Genomic DNA, 19,154 nt, shown 5'->3' on the forward strand with positions numbered 1-19,154 from the left:
GCTCCGTCCCTCAGAGCCATTCGCCGCGGATCATCTGACGATACACCGCGCCGAGCCAGTTGTTCTCAAAGACTTTTGGTTCAAGCCCCTGCCCGGTCAGCAATTTGTAGCTGTCCTGATACCATTCGGTCGATTGATAATTGTGACCCAAAATCGCCGCCGCGGTTTGTGCCTCTTCGACAAAACCAAGCGACAGGTAGGATTCGACCAACCGGTGCAATGCCTCCGGCGTGTGGCGGGTGGTTTGGAATTGCTCAACCACCACACGGAAGCGGTTGGCCGCCGCAGTGTAGTGTTTGTGTTTGAGGTAATAGCGCCCGATCTCCATCTCTTTGCCCGCAAGGTGGTCAAAGGCGAGGTCGAATTTCAGAATCGCCGAGCGCGCATATTCGCTGTCGGGATAACGTTCGATCACCACACGCAGCGCCTGAAGCGCCTGAAAGGTCAGGCCCTGATCGCGACCGATATCGTCGATCTGGTCATAATAGGACAGCGCCAGCAGGTATTGCGCATAGGCGGCGTCCTCGTCGGCGGGATAGAAATCAAGGAAACGTTGGGCGGACACGCGAGCATTCTCATAGTCGCGATCCCGGTGATAGGAAAAGGCCTGCATGATCAAAGCGCGTTTGGCCCAATCGGAATAGGGATAAAGGCGCTCGACCTCGCCAAAATAGAAGGCAGCGTCACCGAAATCCTTTTGGGTGATCTCATATTCTGCGCGTTTGTAGATCTCTTCCGCCGGGTAGCCTTCGAGATCGGTCGTGGGCGGATTGTCCCCACAGGCCACGAGAAAAGCCATGGAAAGTCCAAGCGTTACACCCAATCCGCGTTTGATACGTGCCGTCATGAAAGGTCCTACCTACACCAGTCATCAGCCCCTTAAACCGGGCCGTGACCTCACTCCTAACACAGAAAAATCCGGTGCAAAACGTCTTTACACCGGAAATAACGTCACGGTGTAGAGGCTTTTGTGTTTTTCCTCTATCGGGGGATTTTGAAATGCTCCGAACCTGTCCCTGAAGCGTGTGGTGTAGGCGCAATCTCGCTCAGATCACAGACATGCCGTCCAACGTAGGAAGGGCCTAAAACGCTTCGGAAAGGGTCAGGCGCAGAACGCCAGATCAGAGCGCGACACGCCCGCCCCTGGAAGACGCGCTGCGGTCGGCGCATCAACGGTGACATAGGCCCACGCACCGCGAGTCGCAAAGAGTTCGCGCAGCAACGCGTTGGTCATCGCGTGACCGGATTTTTCACCGACATAGCGCCCCAAAATTGGCGCACCCGCGAGGTACAAATCGCCCAAAGCGTCCAGCATTTTATGACGCACAGGTTCATCCGCTCGGCGCAAACCGCCGGGGCTCAACACGTCCTGACCATCAACGACAACGGCGTTTTCAAAGGTGCCGCCAAGCGCCAGACCGTTTTGCTGCATATGATCCACATCCGCCTTGCGGCAAAAGGTGCGGCAATTCGACAGTTCACGCACAAAGGCGCCATTGGCCATGACCAACCGCTTGTCCTGCACGCCGATGGCTTCGTCCGCGAAATCAATGTGGAAATCAATTTCCAGGGTCTCTGCCGGCTCAAGACGCGCTTTGGCGGAGCCATTGGTGACCTCAACGGGTTTGAGAATTTTCAGCGCGCGGGTCGGACCCTCCTGGTTGACCAGACCCACAGCCAGCAAGCCATCCACAAAAGGAGCGGCAGAGCCATCAACGATCGGCACCTCAGGCCCATCGACAAAGACCGTGGCGTTGGAGATGCCACAACCCGCAAGCGCAGCCATGATATGTTCGATGGTCGAAACCTCTGCGCCATCTTCGTTGCGGATCAGGGTGCAGAGCTGCGAAGGGACAACATGGTCCCACCGCGCCGGAATGATCGCACCACGCGGATCAGAGGCGTCGGCGTGAATATCAGAGCGCACAAAGGTGATGCCGGTATTGGCCGGTGCAGGCACGACAACCATACACACAGGCGCACCGGAATGGAGACCCACCCCGTCGAACCGAACTTTTCTTGCTACCGTGGTCTGCACCAGAGGCCTCACATTCATTTTCCCACGCAGATGGCGTTTCTCGCAGGTTATAGTCTTGCCGATCTCGCACTGCGCTCGGCGGGAAGTCCCTCACTTGGCTGCAGATACCGGCGCCTCACACCACCCCGGTGCTTGGTTTACATCCTCCTAACCAACAATGGGCCATGGCCTCAACTCAATCTTTGTAACGGATTGAAACATGAGCACCCCCTGAAAGGCAGATTTTCGCGCATATTCACGCCGCATCGCAGCAATGCACTGTTATAAAAAGAAAAAGGCCGCCAAAAGGCGACCTCTTACTTTCATGATTTTCTAAAAATGTGACCTGAATGATGCGCTTATCAGACGCGCGATCACAGATTTATGTCAGTTGGCCTGACGACGCAGGAAAGCCGGAATCTCGATCTTTTCCGCTTCGGGATTCGGATCCTGATCTTCATCATAGGCCTGATGGACCTGCGGGCGGACCTGCGGCTGCGCGCCAAACCGGGCTTGCGGCTGAGCCTGAGGTTGGGGGACCGGACGCGCCTCGGCTTCTGAACCATGTCCGGTCATGCGACCAATCAGGGAGTTGATGCCAAAGCGGCCGGCTTTGCCCGCGTTCGGATCAGCCTGCGGATGCGGGTCAGCCCGCATATCAGCGCGCGGTTGTTTGGCCACAGCGGCTTGCAACCGGGCCAGAGCTTCGGGGGACGGCGTGCCCGCAGAGGGGGCGCGCGGCGCGACAAACGCATCGGCTTCGGGTTCATACATTGCCGGTTGCGGCGCGGGTTGCGGGCGCGGCTGATAGGCCGGAGCCGGAACATCGTCTTCCATGGCACGGAAATCGGCCTGACGCTGCTCATAGCGGGCGTCATGTTGCGGCTCAGCGCGCGCGTTCACTTGCGGGTCGAACACGTCGAGCGTCGGCTGGGCCGGTTCGTCCATGGGCGCAACCTGTGCGGCGACAGGTGCCGCAGGAGCCTGTTCGATTTTCTCTTCAACCTCTGCCGGGGCGGCCAGCGGTTCGGCCAGGCGACGACGTGCCACCGGCATTTCGCCATAAGATTGATTGGCGTCGATGCCCGTTGCCACAACGGACACGCGCATCATGCCTTCGAGAGTGGAATCCATGGTCGAACCAACGATAATATTGGCCTCCGGGTCCACCTCTTCGCGGATGCGGTTGGCGGCTTCGTCCAATTCGAACAGGGTCAAATCGTGACCGCCGGTGATGTTGATCAACACGCCTTTTGCACCGCGCAGGGAAATCTCGTCCAACAACGGGTTGGCAATGGCTTTTTCTGCGGCTTCGATGGCGCGGTTCTCGCCGGACGCTTCGCCCGTGCCCATCATCGCCTTGCCCATCTCGTCCATCACCGCGCGCACGTCGGCGAAGTCGAGGTTGATCAGGCCCGGACGGACCATCAGGTCAGTCACGCCTTTGACGCCCTGATACAGCACGTCATCTGCCATCGAGAAGGCTTCGGTAAAGGTGGTTTTTTCATTGGCCAGACGGAACAGGTTCTGGTTCGGGATGATGATCAACGTGTCGACCATCTTTTGCAGCGCTTCAACGCCCTCTTCGGCCTGACGCATGCGTTTTGCGCCTTCGAATTGGAACGGTTTGGTCACAACGCCCACGGTCAATACACCGAGTTCGCGCGCCGCTTGGGCGATGATCGGAGCGGCCCCTGTGCCCGTGCCCCCGCCCATGCCGGCGGTGATAAAGCACATATGCGCGCCTGCGAGGTGATCGACGATTTGCTCGATGCTTTCCTCGGCCGCGGCAGCCCCAACGGAGGGACGAGCACCTGCGCCCAAGCCCTCGGTGACCTTCACCCCCATCTGGATGCGGGCCGCGGCCTTGGCGTGTTGCAAAGCTTGCGCGTCGGTGTTCGCAACGACGAAATCGACCCCCTCAAGCTCTTTTTCGATCATGTTGTTGACCGCGTTGCCGCCGGCCCCGCCCACACCAAACACTGTGATTTTCGGTTTCAACTCGTCCCGATCGGGCATCGTCAGATTCAAAGCCATGATCTACCGCCTGCTTTCCTATGCGAGCGCGCGTGCTTCTGCCCGTGCTGCCCGTATAACTGTCCCCGCCCCTGAATCGGGGCAAAATTTACCTGTTCACGTTGAATCTTAGGGGGTTTATGACGGTTCGTCATCCCAAAAACATGATTTCGCCACAAAATATAGGGTTCACCCCGCCAAACTCGGCGGGATTTTGCGCAAAACCCCAGATTTAGGGGCAAATGGGACGATCATACCTATGGAACGGACCAAATCCGCTCCAGACCTCTCGAAAAGAGGCGATCTTGCGCGCGTCGCGCTATCGTGTCGGGGCACTGCTCGGTGCCACTTTTGCCGTGTCTTGCCTTATCCGCGCCGGTTTCATGGCGTCGTTGACGTCAAAGGGTCTCGTTTCTACCTCTCGGCGGACGTTGACTCGCCCGCTCTGCTTTTCAATTAGCATAGCCCCGTAGGGCGCTGCAATCCGTTTACCAATTGTCTTTGAACCACCGCATCGCCCGCTTGAGCGAGCGTGCCGGATAGCGTTCGGTCGGGATCTCGAAATCCCACCATTCGTCTTGCGGATTGGCCGCAAACAGACACAGACCAACAGCCGAGGCAAAGGCCGCCCCGGTCGCCGCCTGCGGCAGGCCTTGGACGCGCAAAGGCCGCCCGATGCGCACCTGTTGGCCCAAAATTTTCGGCGCCAACGTATCCAGCCCCGGAATTTGCGAGGCCCCGCCCGTCAACACGATCTGTTGGCTCGGCAGATGTTCAAAACCTGCGGCGTCCAGACACTCGCGCACACCTTCCAGAATTTCTTCGACACGCGGACGGATGATCCCGATCACTTCAGAGCGGCTCACGGTGCGACGATCGCGCTCCCAATCACCACTGTCGCCCCCGACTTCGATCATCTCGCGGTCGTCCATCCCGGTGGCCACGACGCCGCCGTAAAAGGTCTTGATCCGCTCCGCCGTTGCCGCCGGGATTTGCAATCCCATCGCGATGTCGGAGGTGACATGATCGCCGCCCATCCGCACGCTATCGGCGTAAATCATGTGTTTCTTCATGAAGATCGACACATCGGTTGAGCCGCCGCCCATATCGACACAGGCCGCACCCAGCTCTTGTTCGTCCTCAACCAGCGCCGAAATGCCCGACACATAAGCGCCAGAGGCCACACCCGCGACCTCAAGATCACAGCGCTTGATGCAATACAACAGGTTCTGGATCACCGCACCATCGACGGTGAGCATATGCATATCGACGGCAAGGTTTTGCCCGGCTTGACCGCGCGGATCAGACAGACCCGAGCGATGATCGAGCGCAAAGTTGACCGGCTGGGCATGCAGCACCTCACGATGAGGACCATAATCGGGCACCTCAGAGGCGGCCAAAACGCGCGCTACATCTTGTTCGGACACGATGTTTTGTTCGACTTCGACCTGACCGTCCAAGCCATAAGAGCGCGGCTGACCGCCGGAAAAACAGGCGATGACGTGATCGACGCGGGTCTGGGCCATCTTCTGCGCCGCCTGCACGGCGGTGCGAATGGCGCGCTCGGTCTCGGCCATGGCGTCAATCTCGCCAAAGCGTACCCCGCGCGAGCGCGTGGTCGCAGCCCCGATCACCCGAAACGACGATTGCCCGGCCAAAGCACCGACGCCCTCGCCGCCGACAAAACCGTCGCCATCAAAGCGCAACACGAGACAGGCGATTTTAGAGGTGCCAACATCCAAAATGGCAACGACCCCGCGTTGCAACGCGGCTTTGCGCATGTTCCGCATGGCCCGCTGGGCTGCATAAAGATCCGTCATCTGAACGACACTCCAAGTTCCACGCTCTGAAGCCTGCGCATCTCGTCTTGCGCCGCCTCAGTCAATTGTAACGTCGGCCGATTTGGCCGACGCATATCCACCGCTTTGACATCACGGCCCAAAAGGTCTTTGGCCTGATCCAATGCCATCACCTGCGCCATAGCGCCCAGGGGGTTCTCCTCCGGCAACATGATGACTTGATCGCGGTCCAACACCACATTCCAGCGCCGCTCGCCAACCCGCACCAGCCCGCGCAAACGTGGCATGATCGGCTTTGCCGCATTCAAAATCGCCAGCGCTTCGGCCACGTCACGTTCGGCACCAACGCCTGCAATCAACGGCAGATCAGGCCGATCCACCCGGTGCTCCAAAGCCGCAACCCGGTGGCCATCCACGTCGAGCATCTCAAGCCCATGCGGCCCGCGCCAGACCACGGCGGGGGTGCGTTCGGTGATGTCGATCTGTAAAATCCCGCCCGCACGCACCCGAAGACCCGCCTCGGCCACGGCATCCAGGCTTTCGATTTGCTCCAACATCCCCGGCAGGTCGAGATCAAAGGAAGAGAGCGGGAAATCCAGCGAGGTGATCTCACGAATATCCTCGGACAGCTCCCCCGATGCGCCATCAATAGCCATGAGTTTGACCATAAATTCCGGGCGGTTTTGGATGTCGCGCTTGACCTCGGCCACGGTGTCATTGAACGCCATGCGGTTGTCGGCATCGGCAAACCACAGCCCAACACAGCCTGCAATCGCCAAGACCGGGGCGATGCGGCGCATGAAAAACCGGAAAGACGGGGTCAGCCAAAGGCGGTTGAACCGATAAGCCGCGCGCGAAGGTGCGGGGTCGCGTGGACGGGCCGGAGCATGTGATGACGTGTCGCCCAGACGCGTGCGCAAAGCCCGCGCCACGGCTTCGGACACGCGCGCCGATCCGCCCATGGTCGGCGCTTTGGCAAACTCAACCGGGTCTATCGGTCGCATGAGGCGTCCTCCACCATCCAGGCCACAAACTGACCGAATGTCATACCGCATTTCTGCGCTTGCTCGGGCGACAGCGACGTCGGCGTCATCCCCGGCTGGGTGTTGGTTTCCAACAAGATCAGCCCGGCAAGGCCTCTGCTTTCGTCCCAGCGAAAATCGGTGCGCGACACACCACGGCAGCCCAAAGCGTTATGGGCGCGCAGCGCGTAGTCTTGACAGGCTTGGGTGATCTCGTCGGGGATTTCGGCCGGGCAGACATGGCGCGACCCACCCTCTTTGTATTTCGCGTCGTAATCGTACCAGCCATCGGTGAGAATATCGGTGACGCACAGCGCACGATCGCCCATCACCGAACAGGTCAACTCGCGTCCGGGCGCGAATTGTTCGACCATCACAACGGGCGGCATGTCGGCGGCGAGGCGTGGGGCATTTGCGCCCTCATGGACCAAGTAAACGCCCACGGAGGAGCCTTCGTTATAAGGCTTCACCACATAGGGTGGCGCCATCACATGACCGGCCTCAACCTCTTCGCAGCGCGCCAAAACGGATGCCACGATGGGGAGGCCCGCACGGGCGTAAATCTCTTTGGTTTTTTCTTTGTCCATGGCCAAAGCCGAGGCCAGAACGCCGGAGTGGGAATAGGGAATGCGCATCCATTCCAGAATGCCCTGGACACAGCCGTCTTCGCCATAGCGGCCATGCAGCGCGTTGAACACGACATCGGGCTGACAGGCTGTCAGTTGCGCGCAGAGGTCTTCGCCTGCGTCGATCTCGATAACGTCATATCCTTCACCCCGAAGTGCATTGGCGCATTCACGCCCGGAGACCAAAGACACCTCGCGCTCAGCCGAGGGTCCGCCTTTGAGTACCGCCACTTTCGGGGACTGCCTGCTCGACATGCCCACTTGTGCCTCAAATATCTGGAGCCTTATGGTGGCCCCTTTAGGTGTGAGATCTGTTGCGATCTCTTTTATAAACGAGCCCTATGTTTGGCCCTGTCTTTCAGAGGCATATGTGACCCCTGTCATGAAAGAGCCTGATTTTGCGGCTCTTTTCAACTCCCCGTTTGTGGGGAATGCTGTTTTACGCGTTTTGCTCTGTGGATGATTCGGATGCAAGCCCATCTTCGACAGGATCGCCTAAAAATTCACCAACGCGCTTGATTTCCCATTGTAACGCGAGACCGGCGTTTTGGAATACTTTTTTTCGCACCGTCTCTCCCAAAGTTTCAAGATCATGCGCGGTGGCCACACCGGTGTTGATCATGAAATTGGAATGTTTCTCGCTCATCTGCGCGCCGCCAATGGCAAATCCGCGCAGGCCTGCGTCATCAATCACTTTCCACGCCTTCAACTCATGGCTGTCATCCGCCTGCCCGGTCGAGGAAAATCCTGCCGGATTGCGAAAGGTTGAGCCGGCCGAGCGCTCTTTGACGGGCTGGCTCGCATCGCGCTTGGCCAATTGATCCGCCATGCGGGCCTCCAACATCTCTGGATCGGCAGCTTCGGCGTCAAACGTGGCCTCAACGATCACCCAGCCCTCGGGCAACTCGGTTTGACGGTACTGAAATTGCAAATCATTGGCCGTGAGTGTGACCAGTTCCCCTGCCCGCGTCACCGCCTTGGCAGAGACGAAATGATCCGCCACATAAGACCCGTAACAGCCTGCATTCATCCGCACGGCCCCGCCGATGGCCCCCGGAATGGTGCGCAGGAAGGTCAGGTCCAGCCCCGCCGCGGCGGCTTTACGTGCCACATGGGCATCAAGGGCGGCGACCCCGGCGGTGATGCGGGTGCCGTCGATGGCGATGTGATTAAAGCCACGTCCCATGCGGATCACCACAGCGCGGATGCCGCCATCGCGCACGATCAGGTTGGACCCCACCCCCATCGGAAACACCGCCACAGCGGGATCGAGAGCGGCCAAAAAACTTTGTAAATCCGCCAAATCCGCCGGTTGAAACAGCGCATCCGCTGGCCCGCCGACGCGCAACCATGTCAGATCGGCCAAAGCGCGCTGTTCGCTCAACGTGCCACGCACATCAGGATAGGTCATTCGGCAGGGCCTTTTGTCATCGCGCGTTTGATCCTCCGTTTCATTCCCCGGCCCAGATAAATCACCGGCCAGCGCAGGATCGACACCCCCGCCGCAAAGACGATGAGCCCGATCCACGGGCCGTTTTCATAGGTGACATAGCCCAAAAGGGGAACCCCAAGCACGATCAACCCACAGGCTGCGGGCCAATGGGCGCGTTTGGACGGAAACATGGCGATCACATTCGCCAAAATAGCCCAAACACAGGCCAATATGAGGGAAGTCGTCATCGTCATAGCCAAGCCACTTTCTGTCAGCTTTTCCGGAACCATCGCTGGGCGCGTTTCGCAAGAACGCTCAGCGGTTTTCGAAACAAAGACACGGCAGCAGCACATGCACACACAACAGGCCAAGGTCCGTAAACCCGACCTGTCCAAATCAACAGCACGGGGAGCACCAGCAGAAGCGCGAATCCCGGACCGATTTGGTGGCGCAAAGGTAACGGAGCAAGGGCCATGGTGGCAAGAGCCCAAAGGCACAGCGCCACGATCGGCGTCCATGGCACGACGCCAAACAGCACCAGCACCATCACACGGCCCCACCCAAAGCAAAGGCCACCAACGCCAAGAGCGCAAAGATCAACCCGACCCAAGGCACCCAAGGCGCGATGCAAAACGGCGCTTTGGGCGCGTGGCGTTTGAGCAAAATCAGGCTGGCATTGACCAAGGTGAAGACCAGCAACAGGATGGTCGAGGTCACCCCCGCCAAGTTTGATACCGGCAAAGCCAAAGCCGCGCCGATGACAAAACCGCCGATCAGCACCGTGGCCAAAACCGGGGTGCCAAAACGCGGATGGGCATGGTGAAAGATGGACAAAACACCGCCGCTTTTGCCAAGACCAAACATCACCCGCGCGGCCATCACGATCTGCGCCAAAACACCGTTGAGTGCTGCGATCACCGCAATGGCCGACAACAGCGCAATCGGCCCGCCCCCGGCCTCAAACACCAGCGCAAGCGGGCGTTCAGAGGCGGCAAGGTCTTCGATCGGAACTGCGCGCACAGCGATCACGGTGACCCCCGCGTAGAGCAATGTGGTGATGATCAGCGACGCGATGATGGCAATCGGCAAACTGCGCTCGGGGCGCTTGACCTCTTCGGCCATGTTGACGATGTCCTCAAAGCCGATAAAGGCAAAAAACGCCAGCGTCGCCGCCACGCTGATGCCCGGCACATAGGGCGCGGCGGGCATGGACCAGTCGGGTGACACCGGCGCGTGCCAGCCGGTCCAAACAACCAAGGCCAGCCCCGCCACTTCGATCACCGTAAAAACAGCCGCCAGAGCGAGGCTCTCCAACACGCCAATCACGGCAATGATCACAAGAAACGCCCCAAGACCGATGATCGCCCAGATCAACGGAATATCCACAAAGCTGGTCAGATAGCCCGCCCCACCGCGCAAGACGGCGGCGGCGGACACAGCGCCCCCCGCCACAATCGCCAACCCGACAATCCGCCCCAACCAGCGCGCGCGAAACCCGGCCTCAACATAGGCAGCTTCGCCCGCAGCCTCGGGGATGCGGGTGGACAATTCGGCATAAGAGAGAGCCGAGGGCGCCGCGATAAGCCCGGCCAGCAAAAACGCCAAGGGCGCGTAAAGTCCTGCCTCGGCGGCCACCGCGCCGACCAAAACATAGATGCCCGCCCCGACCATGACGCCCACGCCATAGGCCGTGAGCAATCCGGGTCCAATGCGCCGTTTGAGGGTCTCAGCCATTTTGGCCTCTTTCATGAAATGGGCATTGTTGCTGTCATAAGCCGCAAAATAGCGCTGACCGCGCCAGGGCACCGTGACATGGCCCCGTGACGCGGATCAAGACAGCGATCTTTGGCCTTTGATTTATGCTTTTTCGAGCCGCGCGGGCAAGCCATGTGCCCAGGTCGAAATCGTCCCTGCCCCAAGACAGACAACCATATCGCCGGGCCGCGCCTGTTCGCGCACCAGCCGTTCAAGATCCTCCTCGGAGGTCACAGCGCGGGCATGGCGGTGGCCGTGACGGATCAGGCCTGCGACCAAATCATCGCGGGACGCACCGGGGATCGGCTCCTCACCCGCGCCATACACTTCGGCGATACCGACCACATCGGCCTCGTTGAAACAGGTGCAGAAATCATCGAACAGCGAATGCAGACGCGAATAGCGGTGCGGCTGATGCACGGCGATGACGCGGCCCTCAGAAGCCTGGCGTGCGGCTTTGAGAACGGCGGCGATCTCGACCGGGTGATGGCCGTAATCGTCGATGATGGTCACGCCGTTGACTTCACCCACTTTGGTAAAGCGGCGATTGACCCCGGCAAAATGCGCCAGCGCCGCTTTGATCTCGGCGGCTTTCATGCCCAGATGCCGCGCCACGGCGACCGCAGACAGCGCGTTTGAGACGTTGTGATCGCCCGGCATTGGAAGAGTACAGCCCTCGATCACCATATCCTCAGCGGCCAGCACCACATCAAAATGCGCGACCCCTTTTTTATAGGTCAGATTGATCGCGCGCACGTCGGCTTGGGCGTTGAACCCGTAGGTCACAACCCGGCGGTCGGTGATTTTACCGACCAACGCCTGCACTTCCGGGTGATCGGTGCAACACACGGCAAGGCCATAAAACGGGATGCCGGAGACAAAATCATAGAACCCTTGGCGCAGATTTTCGATTGTGCCCCAATGTTCCATGTGCTCCGGGTCAATATTGGTGACAATGGCGATGGTCGCAGGCAGGCGATTGAACGTCCCGTCCGATTCATCCGCCTCCACCACCATCCATTCACCAAGCCCGACGCGCGCATTCGAGCCATAGGCGTGGATGATCCCACCGTTGATCACGGTTGGGTCCAAACCGCCCGCATCCAACAAGGTCGCAACCATCGTGGTGGTCGTGGTTTTGCCATGGGTTCCGGCGATGGCGACGTTGGATTTGAGGCGCATCAATTCGGCCAACATCTCGGCGCGGCGCACCACGGGCAGGCCTTTGAGACGGGCGGCGTCCAATTCCGGGTTGCCCGGTTTGATCGCGCTTGAAATCACCACGACCTCGGCATTGTCCAAATTCTCCGCCCGCTGGCCCTCGTAAATCACCGCGCCGAGTTCTTTCAAACGGTCGGTGATTTTGCTGGCTTTGAGATCGGAGCCTTGCACCTGATAGCCATGGTTGAGCAAGACTTCGGCGATGCCCGACATGCCGATGCCGCCAATGCCGACAAAATGGATGGCGCCCATTTCAATGGGAAGTTTGGTGGCACTCGCGTTCATCTCGTCCTCGTTTCGTCACTTGTCTTATTGTTATCGGATCAGGTCTTATTGCGGGTGGCTAGCGAGATGTTCGACCATATCGGCCAAATCATACGCCGCCTGTGGTTTGGCCACGGACAGCGCCGCCTGCGCCATCATCAAAGCGCCCTCAGGATGGCCCAGAACCATTTGGATCTGTTCGCTCAATGTCTCCGCCGTCAACTGGCTTTCGGGGATCATGATCGCGGCATCCGCCTCGACCAGACCGCGCGCATTGGCCGATTGGTGATCGCCTGCTGCGGCGGCATAGGGGATCAGAATCGAAGGCCGCCCGATGATGGAAATATCCGCCACGGTCGAGGCCCCGGCCCGCGAAATCACCAATTGCGCTTCGCTCATCCGTTTCGGGATGTCGTCAAAAAATGGCCGCACATCGGCTTGGATGCCTTGGGTCTGATAAAATTCCACAACCCGGTCGAAATCCTCGGGGCGGGCCTGTTGGCTGATCCGTAAATTGGCCAACATTGCTTCGGGCAAAGCGGCAATCGCAGCGGGCACCACGTCTGAGAGGATGCGCGCGCCCTGAGAGCCGCCGATCACCAAAATCTCCATCGGATAATCGCCCGGCGCAATATAGGGGGCGGCGTATTTGTCCAGCACGCTCGCGCGCACCGGATTGCCGACATGGACGCCCTGAACCCCTTCGGGCAGATGGGTTGGCCATGTGCCACAGGCGACGCGGTCGACCCGTTTGGCAAAGACCTCGTTGACCCGGCCCAAAATGCCGTTTTGTTCGTGGATCATCCGCGGCAGTTTCATCAACGTCGCCGCCGCCACCGCCGGGATCGCCGGATAGCCGCCAAACCCGACCACAACGGCGGGTTTATCGCGCAGGAATCTGGTCATGGCGGAGAACACCCCGCCGACAAGGCGCAGTGGCACCATCGCTTTGGCCAACAGGCCGCCGCGTGCAAAGGTGGCGGAGGGCACGGTGTCGATTTCGACGGCTTGCGGGAAGGCTCCGGTGTAGCGCGCGCCCCGCGCGTCGGTGGACAATTTGACCCGCCAGCCGCGCGCCAACATCACCTCAGAAAGGGCTTGGGCCGGGAACATATGGCCGCCAGTGCCACCGGCGGCAATGACGATAAGGGGAGCAGATTGGGTCATGGTCTCTCTCTTTTCAGCGACCGCGCCGGAGCAGGAGGTCCCCGATCTCGCCTTGCGGCCGGGTGCGGGTAAAAGCCAAAAGCGCGCCAAGTGCAATCCCAGAGGCGATCACAGATGAGCCACCATAGGACACAAACGGCAACGTCATGCCTTTGGCGGGCAAAAGCCGCACGGCCACGCCCATATTGATAAAGGCCTGAATGCCAAAAGCACAGGCCAGCCCGGTGCCCGCCAAGCGAATGAACGGATCGCGTTCGCGCAACAGCCGCCACAGCGAGCGCACGGTGATTGTGGCATAAAGCGCAATGATGATCAGCACGAGGATCAGACCGTATTCTTCGGCGGCCACGGCGATGATAAAATCGGTATGCGCATCGGGCAGCGACCATTTCACCGTCCCCTCGCCGACACCGACGCCAAAAAAACCGCCCTCGCGGATGGCGTTGGTGGCATAGCCGATCTGGGTGGTCGGGTCGATGGCAGGGTTCAGAAACCCGTCGATGCGCCGGGCAAAGTGTTCGGAATTGTTATAGGCAAACATGCCGCCTAACACGACGATCCCAGCAATGCCCGCAAGCAACAACATCGGCGCACCGGCGACGAAATACATCACGCCCCAAGCAAAGAGGATCAGCGCGGCCTGACCGAAATCGGGCTGCAACGCCAGTGCCACGACGATCACGGTCGCCAACATAAAGGAATAGAGCCGCCCCGGAGGACCACCGATGTCCTGAGCGGCAGCCATCAGCCATGCGGCGGTGATGACAAAGGCGGGTTTGAGAAACTCAGAGGGCTGCACCGACGCGAACCCAAAGGAAAACCACCGGGTCGCACCTTTGCCGAAATCCGTCCCAAAAATGGGCAACAACAACAGCGACACAAAGGCGGCGGCAAAACCCACCACGGCGAAACGACGCACGCGGGCCGGGTCCATCATGGTGATCAGGATCATCACGGCCAGGCCGATTGAGCCAAAGAACGCCTGACGTTGGACGTAATAGAACGAGGCAAAATTGTTTCTCTGCGCCAAGGGCGGCGAGGCCGCAAGCCCCAACAAAAGCCCGATGCCGAACAAGATGAAAACGCAAGACAGCGTCCATTTGTCGATTGTCCGCCACCAACGCGGAAGGACCGGCTCGCCAACCCGATCCGGGATGGAGCCATACACCATTTCTGTCATGGGACCGCCTACTGCCTCGTTTTTGCTCATCTGCCCGATTTTTCGGGTCTATCTGCCCAATCTAGCGTGTTTTGACGCCCCGCGCTACTACAGATTGCACGCTTTGGTGGTGCTGTGCGATCCTTCGCTGACGCCAGATGGCGCCTTGGCACATATCTCGGACTGCGAATTGATCCCGGTCATTGATCCGATGGCGGAAGCGCTCCATGGTGGCGCTAACAGATTTTGCAGCGATAGAAGCGGAGACAAAATATGAAAATCGGCATCGTTGGCGCGGGCATGGTCGGATCGGCGGCAGGCTACGCCATTGCGTTGAAAGGCACCGCCAGCAAAATCGTCTTTGTCGATTACAACGCCGCCTTGGCCAAAGCCCAGGCCGAAGACATCGCCCATGCGGTGCCCTTTGCCTCCTCTACCGTGGTCATGGCGGGCGACTATGCCGACCTCAAGGGCGCAAAAGCGGTGATCTTGGCGGCAGGGGTCGGGCAAAAACCGGGTGAAAGCCGATTGCAACTTTTGGCCCGCAACGCCGAGGTGTTTCGGCAAATCATCGGCAAAGTCCTGGATGCCGCGCCCGACGCGGTGTTGTTGATCGCCACCAACCCGGTCGACATCATGACCCAGATCGCCACAGAGCTCTCCGGTCTGCCGCCCACCCGGGTGATCGGCTCGGGCACGATCCTGGACACGGCGCGGTTTCGGCATTTGATCGGTGAACATCTGGGCGTCTCGCCGCGCTCGGTCCACGCCTATGTGCTGGGCGAACATGGCGACAGCGAAGTGTTGTGTTGGTCGTCTGCACGCGCGGGCGCTTTGTCGGTCAAAGAGTTTTCCGCCCAAATGCGCGTGCCTCTCACCGAAGGCATCAAGGCCAAAATCGACGATGGCGTGCGCAACGCCGCCTATACGATCATCAATGGCAAAGGCGCGACATGGTACGGCATCGGGGCCGGGCTTGAGCGGCTGTTCCGCGCCGTGGCGCGCGATGAACAGACGGTTTTATCCGTGTCCATCGTGACGCCAAAGGTCGAAGGCGTGTCCAACGTCGCCCTCTCCCTCCCCCGCATCGTCGGCGCACAGGGCGTGGTTGCAGACCTGTTCCCAGAATTGGATGACGCCGAACACGAAGCCCTTGGGGCGTCGGCGCGATTGCTCAAAACCACATTGGATGCCTTGGAGTATTGAGAGGAATGCGCCGAAGGGTGATTTGGCGCCTTTTTACAAACAGCCAGCGCATCGGCCTGCACCAGTCACCGCAAAAGCAGGGCGACAGGTGCAGGGCGGTTCAACGCGCTTGGGCCAAGGCAACCGCATCGGGACCAGCCGGGAAGTGCAGGCGCCCCGTCTCGTCAATGGCCGCCTGCCACACGGCCTCGGCTACGTCGCTTTCCTTAGTGGTCAGAGCGGGTTTGGCGTAGGCCGCGAAGATCGGCTTGGCAAAATCGGCATAGGCCTCAGGGATCAGGTCAGCGATGTCGAGTTCGGTGTTCTGGGCAAACCGCGTGCTGGGCGCATATCCGGGCTCAACCAGCTTGGCACGAAGACCAAAGGCGGCAAGCTCGTGCGACAGGGATCCGGTAAACCCCTCGATGGCCTGTTTGCTGGCGGTATAGGCCGCCGCCAGAGGCATTGCCGCCAGCGTTGTGCTGGAGGTGACGTTCACGATCACACCCGACCGGCGCGCGCGCATTTGTGGGATCACCGCTTGGACCATGGCCATAGCACCAAGCGTATTGGTCTCGAACACCTTGCGCACATGGGACATCGGCGTGGCCTCAAAGGCACCGACAACCCCGATGCCCGCATTGTTGACCAAAACGTCGATCGGCCCTGCTACGGCAATGGCGGTGCGGATGCTGTCGGGATCGGTCACATCCAGTGCCAGTATGCGGATCCGCTCAGAGGTGGGAAGCACCCCGTCTCGTGGGGTGCGCATCGTCGCAATGACGCTCCAACCCTGGGCGTGAAAGTACCGCGCGGTTTCAAGCCCATAGCCAGATGAGCAGCCCGTGATGAGGACAGTCTTCATGTCAGTCTCCTATGTTTGATGTTGACGAGACCGATATAACCCGCAACATTTGGACGATCATTGGCCTTAAGTCCAAAAATAGTTTGCAATAGTCCACAATGTCCGATCCTCTCGAACAAATCATCCGACTGCTGCGCCCGCGGGCCGTCTTCTCGAAAGGGATCAGCGGCGCGGGGAATTGGGCCGTGCGCTATGCCGCCTTTGGCCATCCCGGCTTTTGCGCGATGACCCTTGGCAGTTGTCTGCTCGCAGTTGACGGAGAAACGACGGTTCTGTTGCAGGAGGGGGATTTCGTCCTGCTACCGGCGACACCGGCCTTCACCATGTCAAGCCTTGAAGTCGCGCCAGGGCGAAAGGTGGAGCCAGCCCGCATGTACACGCCCGGCGTGGAGCTGAGGCATGGGCAGCAAGACGGCCCATCTGACATGCGGCAATTCGGCGGCTATTTTACGTTTGAGTCGCCAGATTCTTCGTTGCTCGTGTCGCTTCTGCCGCGCGTGATCCATATTCGGGGCGTCCCGCGATTGACCCAATTGGTGCGACTGGTCGGCGAGGAGGCAGAACGAGACGATGTCGGCCGCGACATGATCCTGGAGCGATTGGTCGAGATTCTGTTGATCGAAGCGCTCCGGTCGGTATCGGGCAGTACCGCACAACCGGGCCTGTTGCGCGGCTTGGCAGATGACCGGGTGGTGACCGCTCTGCGCCTGATGCATGGCAATGTCGAGCGGAGCTGGACTGCAACTGAGCTTGCCCGCGAAGTCGGCATGTCACGTTCCGCCTTTTTCGAACGGTTTTCCAGGACGGTTGGCGTCACGCCGATGGACTATCTCTTGAGCTGGCGCATGGCCGTTGCCAAGTCGCTGTTGCGAGCGGGTAAGCTGACACTTGACGAGGTGGCAGGCCGGATTGGCTATGGCTCCGCCAGTACTTTCAGCACTGCGTTCAGCCGCCATGTCGGCCAACCGCCGGGCCGCTTCATGCGCAGCGCGTCTCTTTCGAACGACATAAGAACGGCCTCTGCGGTGTAACGGCCGACCGGCATCCTGTCCGTACAGCGGTCCTGCCCCATCTCCACAAGATGGCCCTTCACGACCTGAAACCACTCCAAAAGCCGAAGGCGGGGCGACCCCGGCCCCGTCACATCAGCTTTTCTACCTCAGCGACAAAGGCGTCGCCACGTTTTTCAAAATTCGGGTATTGGTCAAATGAGGCCGCCGCAGGGGCCAGCAAAACCGTATCGCCCGGCTCCGCCTCGGCGCTCGCTTTGGCCACGGCCACCTCCATGGTTTCGCAAATTTCATAGGGCGTGTCGCCAATTTGCAGCGCGAAATCACGAGCCGAAAAGCCGATGAGATAGGCCTTGGCCACTGCGCCCAAATGCGGCTGCAGCGCCGATATGCCGCCGTCTTTGCCCATCCCGCCTGCGATCCAGCGGATGCGGGGAAAGGCTTGCAACGCTTTGGCGGCGGCGTCGACATTGGTCGCCTTGCTGTCGTTCACATAGCGCACATTGTTCAACTCACCCACAAGCTGCGACCGGTGCGGCAGCCCCTTAAAGGACGCCAGCGCCGTTTCGATCACCTTAGGCGGCAGATTCAGCGCCCGCGCGGCGGCATAGGCACAACAGGCGTTTTGATGGTTATGCGCGCCGGGCAGACCCGACATCTCGCGCAGATCAATCGAGGCCGCCTGCCGCCCCTTGCGCCATTCAGACAAAAACCCTTTGCGCGCGAAAATATTCCACCCCGGTCCACCGAGTTTTTGCCCCGAAGACACACGGATCAGGCGGCTGTCCTCAAACCCTTCGACCAATTGATTGGCCAAATAACGGCCCTCATTCTCATCGACGCCAATCACCGCGCGGTCCGGCCCGCCCTCGGCAAACAACCGGCGTTTGGCGGCGAAATACCCGCCCATCCCGCCGTGGCGGTCCAGATGATCCGGCGACAGATTGGTAAACACCGCCACATCGGGGGTGAGCGAGCGGGCAATATCGGTCTGATAGCTCGACAGCTCCAGCACGATCACCTCGCCCTCTTCCGGCGTCTCGATGTCCAAGACGCCACGCCCGATGTTCCCGGCCAATTGGGTGCGATGACCCGCACTCTCGAAAATATGGTGAATGAGCGCCGAGGTGGTGGATTTGCCGTTCGACCCGGTCACCGCAATAACGCGCGGCGGCGTGTCATTGTCCATCCAATCGCCCGCGCCGAGCGAGCGAAAAAACAGCCCGATGTCATTATCGACCGGCACGCCCGCATCCCAGGCCCGCGCGATGATCTTGTTCGGTTCTGGATAAAGATGCGGAATGCCGGGCGAAACGATGAGCGCGGACACGCCCTCGAACGCATCGGCCTTGGTCAGGTCATGGATGGTCAAACCTTCGGCCTCAGCCGTCTCGCGCGCCTCCACCGAGTCGTCCCAACACAGCGCTTCGGCCTCTCCCGCCTCAAGTGCGCGCGCCGTAGCAAGACCAGAGCGCCCCAACCCCAAAACCGCCACCTTGCGGCCCTCATATCCATACACAGGAATCATGTTTTCACCGTCTCTCTCTTTGCGCTGAACTATGTCGCGCGCCAGCTCAAATGACCAGTGGCACAAGAGATCAAAGCCACGCATCTCC

Annotated in this window: 17 protein-coding genes; 2 read left to right on the forward strand and 15 right to left on the reverse strand. The window is 59.9% G+C overall.

The features are described 5' to 3' along the window. Nucleotides 1–10: 10 nt before the first annotated feature. From B30_RS04015 to ftsW, 13 genes are all read right to left on the reverse strand, one after another. Nucleotides 11–847, reverse strand: coding sequence for an outer membrane protein assembly factor BamD (locus tag B30_RS04015; protein WP_009570735.1), 837 nt, complete (start codon nt 845–847; stop codon nt 11–13). Nucleotides 848–1,102: 255 nt separating this feature from the next. After that, entirely contained in the window at nt 1,103–2,038 is a 936-nt protein-coding gene (lpxC, locus tag B30_RS04020) for a UDP-3-O-acyl-N-acetylglucosamine deacetylase (protein WP_040401866.1), read from the reverse strand. Between the two features lie 366 nt (nt 2,039–2,404). Continuing rightward, nucleotides 2,405–4,054 carry a cell division protein FtsZ gene (gene ftsZ / locus B30_RS04025; protein WP_009570737.1) on the reverse strand — a complete coding sequence of 550 codons (1,650 nt, stop codon included), beginning with the start codon at nt 4,052–4,054 and terminating at the stop codon, nt 2,405–2,407. A 467-nt stretch (nt 4,055–4,521) separates the two neighbouring features. After that, a complete protein-coding gene (gene ftsA / locus B30_RS04030) occupies nt 4,522–5,853 on the reverse strand; it encodes a cell division protein FtsA (RefSeq protein ID WP_009570738.1) in 1,332 nt (443 codons plus the stop codon). Beyond that, a complete protein-coding gene (locus B30_RS04035; protein ID WP_009570739.1) occupies nt 5,850–6,836 on the reverse strand; it encodes a cell division protein FtsQ/DivIB in 987 nt (328 codons plus the stop codon). The genes ftsA and B30_RS04035 overlap by 4 nt, the downstream gene beginning before the upstream one ends. Continuing rightward, on the reverse strand, nt 6,824–7,735 hold the full coding sequence (locus B30_RS04040; RefSeq protein WP_009570740.1) for a D-alanine--D-alanine ligase: 912 nt from the start codon (nt 7,733–7,735) through the stop codon (nt 6,824–6,826). Before B30_RS04040 ends, B30_RS04035 begins: the two co-directional genes overlap by 13 nt. A 184-nt stretch (nt 7,736–7,919) precedes the next feature. Further along, on the reverse strand, nt 7,920–8,891 hold the full coding sequence (murB, locus tag B30_RS04045; protein ID WP_009570741.1) for a UDP-N-acetylmuramate dehydrogenase: 972 nt from the start codon (nt 8,889–8,891) through the stop codon (nt 7,920–7,922). Further along, on the reverse strand, nt 8,888–9,160 hold the full coding sequence (locus tag B30_RS04050) for a DUF2484 family protein (RefSeq protein WP_040401907.1): 273 nt from the start codon (nt 9,158–9,160) through the stop codon (nt 8,888–8,890). The genes murB and B30_RS04050 overlap by 4 nt, the downstream gene beginning before the upstream one ends. A 23-nt stretch (nt 9,161–9,183) precedes the next feature. Beyond that, nucleotides 9,184–9,459, reverse strand: coding sequence for a DUF2484 family protein (locus B30_RS04055; protein WP_009570743.1), 276 nt, complete (start codon nt 9,457–9,459; stop codon nt 9,184–9,186). Further along, nucleotides 9,459–10,646, reverse strand: coding sequence for an APC family permease (locus tag B30_RS04060; protein ID WP_040401910.1), 1,188 nt, complete (start codon nt 10,644–10,646; stop codon nt 9,459–9,461). Before B30_RS04060 ends, B30_RS04055 begins: the two co-directional genes overlap by 1 nt. A gap of 123 nt (nt 10,647–10,769) precedes the next feature. Next, entirely contained in the window at nt 10,770–12,173 is a 1,404-nt protein-coding gene (gene murC, locus B30_RS04065) for a UDP-N-acetylmuramate--L-alanine ligase (protein ID WP_009570745.1), read from the reverse strand. A gap of 45 nt (nt 12,174–12,218) precedes the next feature. After that, the gene (gene murG, locus B30_RS04070; protein ID WP_009570746.1) at nt 12,219–13,319 is read right to left on the reverse strand and encodes an undecaprenyldiphospho-muramoylpentapeptide beta-N-acetylglucosaminyltransferase; all 1,101 of its coding nucleotides are present in this window, start codon (nt 13,317–13,319) and stop codon (nt 12,219–12,221) included. Nucleotides 13,320–13,332: 13 nt separating this feature from the next. Continuing rightward, nucleotides 13,333–14,499 (reverse strand): putative lipid II flippase FtsW, encoded by a 1,167-nt coding sequence (gene ftsW / locus B30_RS04075; RefSeq protein ID WP_009570747.1) that lies wholly within the window; start codon nt 14,497–14,499, stop codon nt 13,333–13,335. Between the two features lie 252 nt (nt 14,500–14,751). On the opposite strand from ftsW, the gene B30_RS04085 reads away from it, so the two are divergent. After that, the gene (locus tag B30_RS04085; protein WP_009570748.1) at nt 14,752–15,684 is read left to right on the forward strand and encodes an L-lactate dehydrogenase; all 933 of its coding nucleotides are present in this window, start codon (nt 14,752–14,754) and stop codon (nt 15,682–15,684) included. A 100-nt stretch (nt 15,685–15,784) separates the two neighbouring features. Here the strand turns inward: B30_RS04085 and B30_RS04090 are convergent, their stop codons facing one another. After that, complete coding sequence (locus tag B30_RS04090; RefSeq protein ID WP_009570749.1) at nt 15,785–16,528, reverse strand: SDR family oxidoreductase; 744 nt, start codon at nt 16,526–16,528, stop codon at nt 15,785–15,787. Nucleotides 16,529–16,626: 98 nt separating this feature from the next. On the opposite strand from B30_RS04090, the gene B30_RS04095 reads away from it, so the two are divergent. Then, entirely contained in the window at nt 16,627–17,559 is a 933-nt protein-coding gene (locus B30_RS04095; RefSeq protein ID WP_009570750.1) for an AraC family transcriptional regulator, read from the forward strand. 109 nt (nt 17,560–17,668) lie between these two features. Here the strand turns inward: B30_RS04095 and murD are convergent, their stop codons facing one another. Then, the gene (gene murD, locus B30_RS04100) at nt 17,669–19,066 is read right to left on the reverse strand and encodes a UDP-N-acetylmuramoyl-L-alanine--D-glutamate ligase (protein WP_009570751.1); all 1,398 of its coding nucleotides are present in this window, start codon (nt 19,064–19,066) and stop codon (nt 17,669–17,671) included. Nucleotides 19,067–19,154 lie beyond the last annotated feature (88 nt).

The sequence above is a fragment of the Celeribacter baekdonensis B30 genome, from assembly GCF_000299875.1.
GTDB classification, from domain to species: domain Bacteria; phylum Pseudomonadota; class Alphaproteobacteria; order Rhodobacterales; family Rhodobacteraceae; genus Celeribacter; species Celeribacter baekdonensis_A.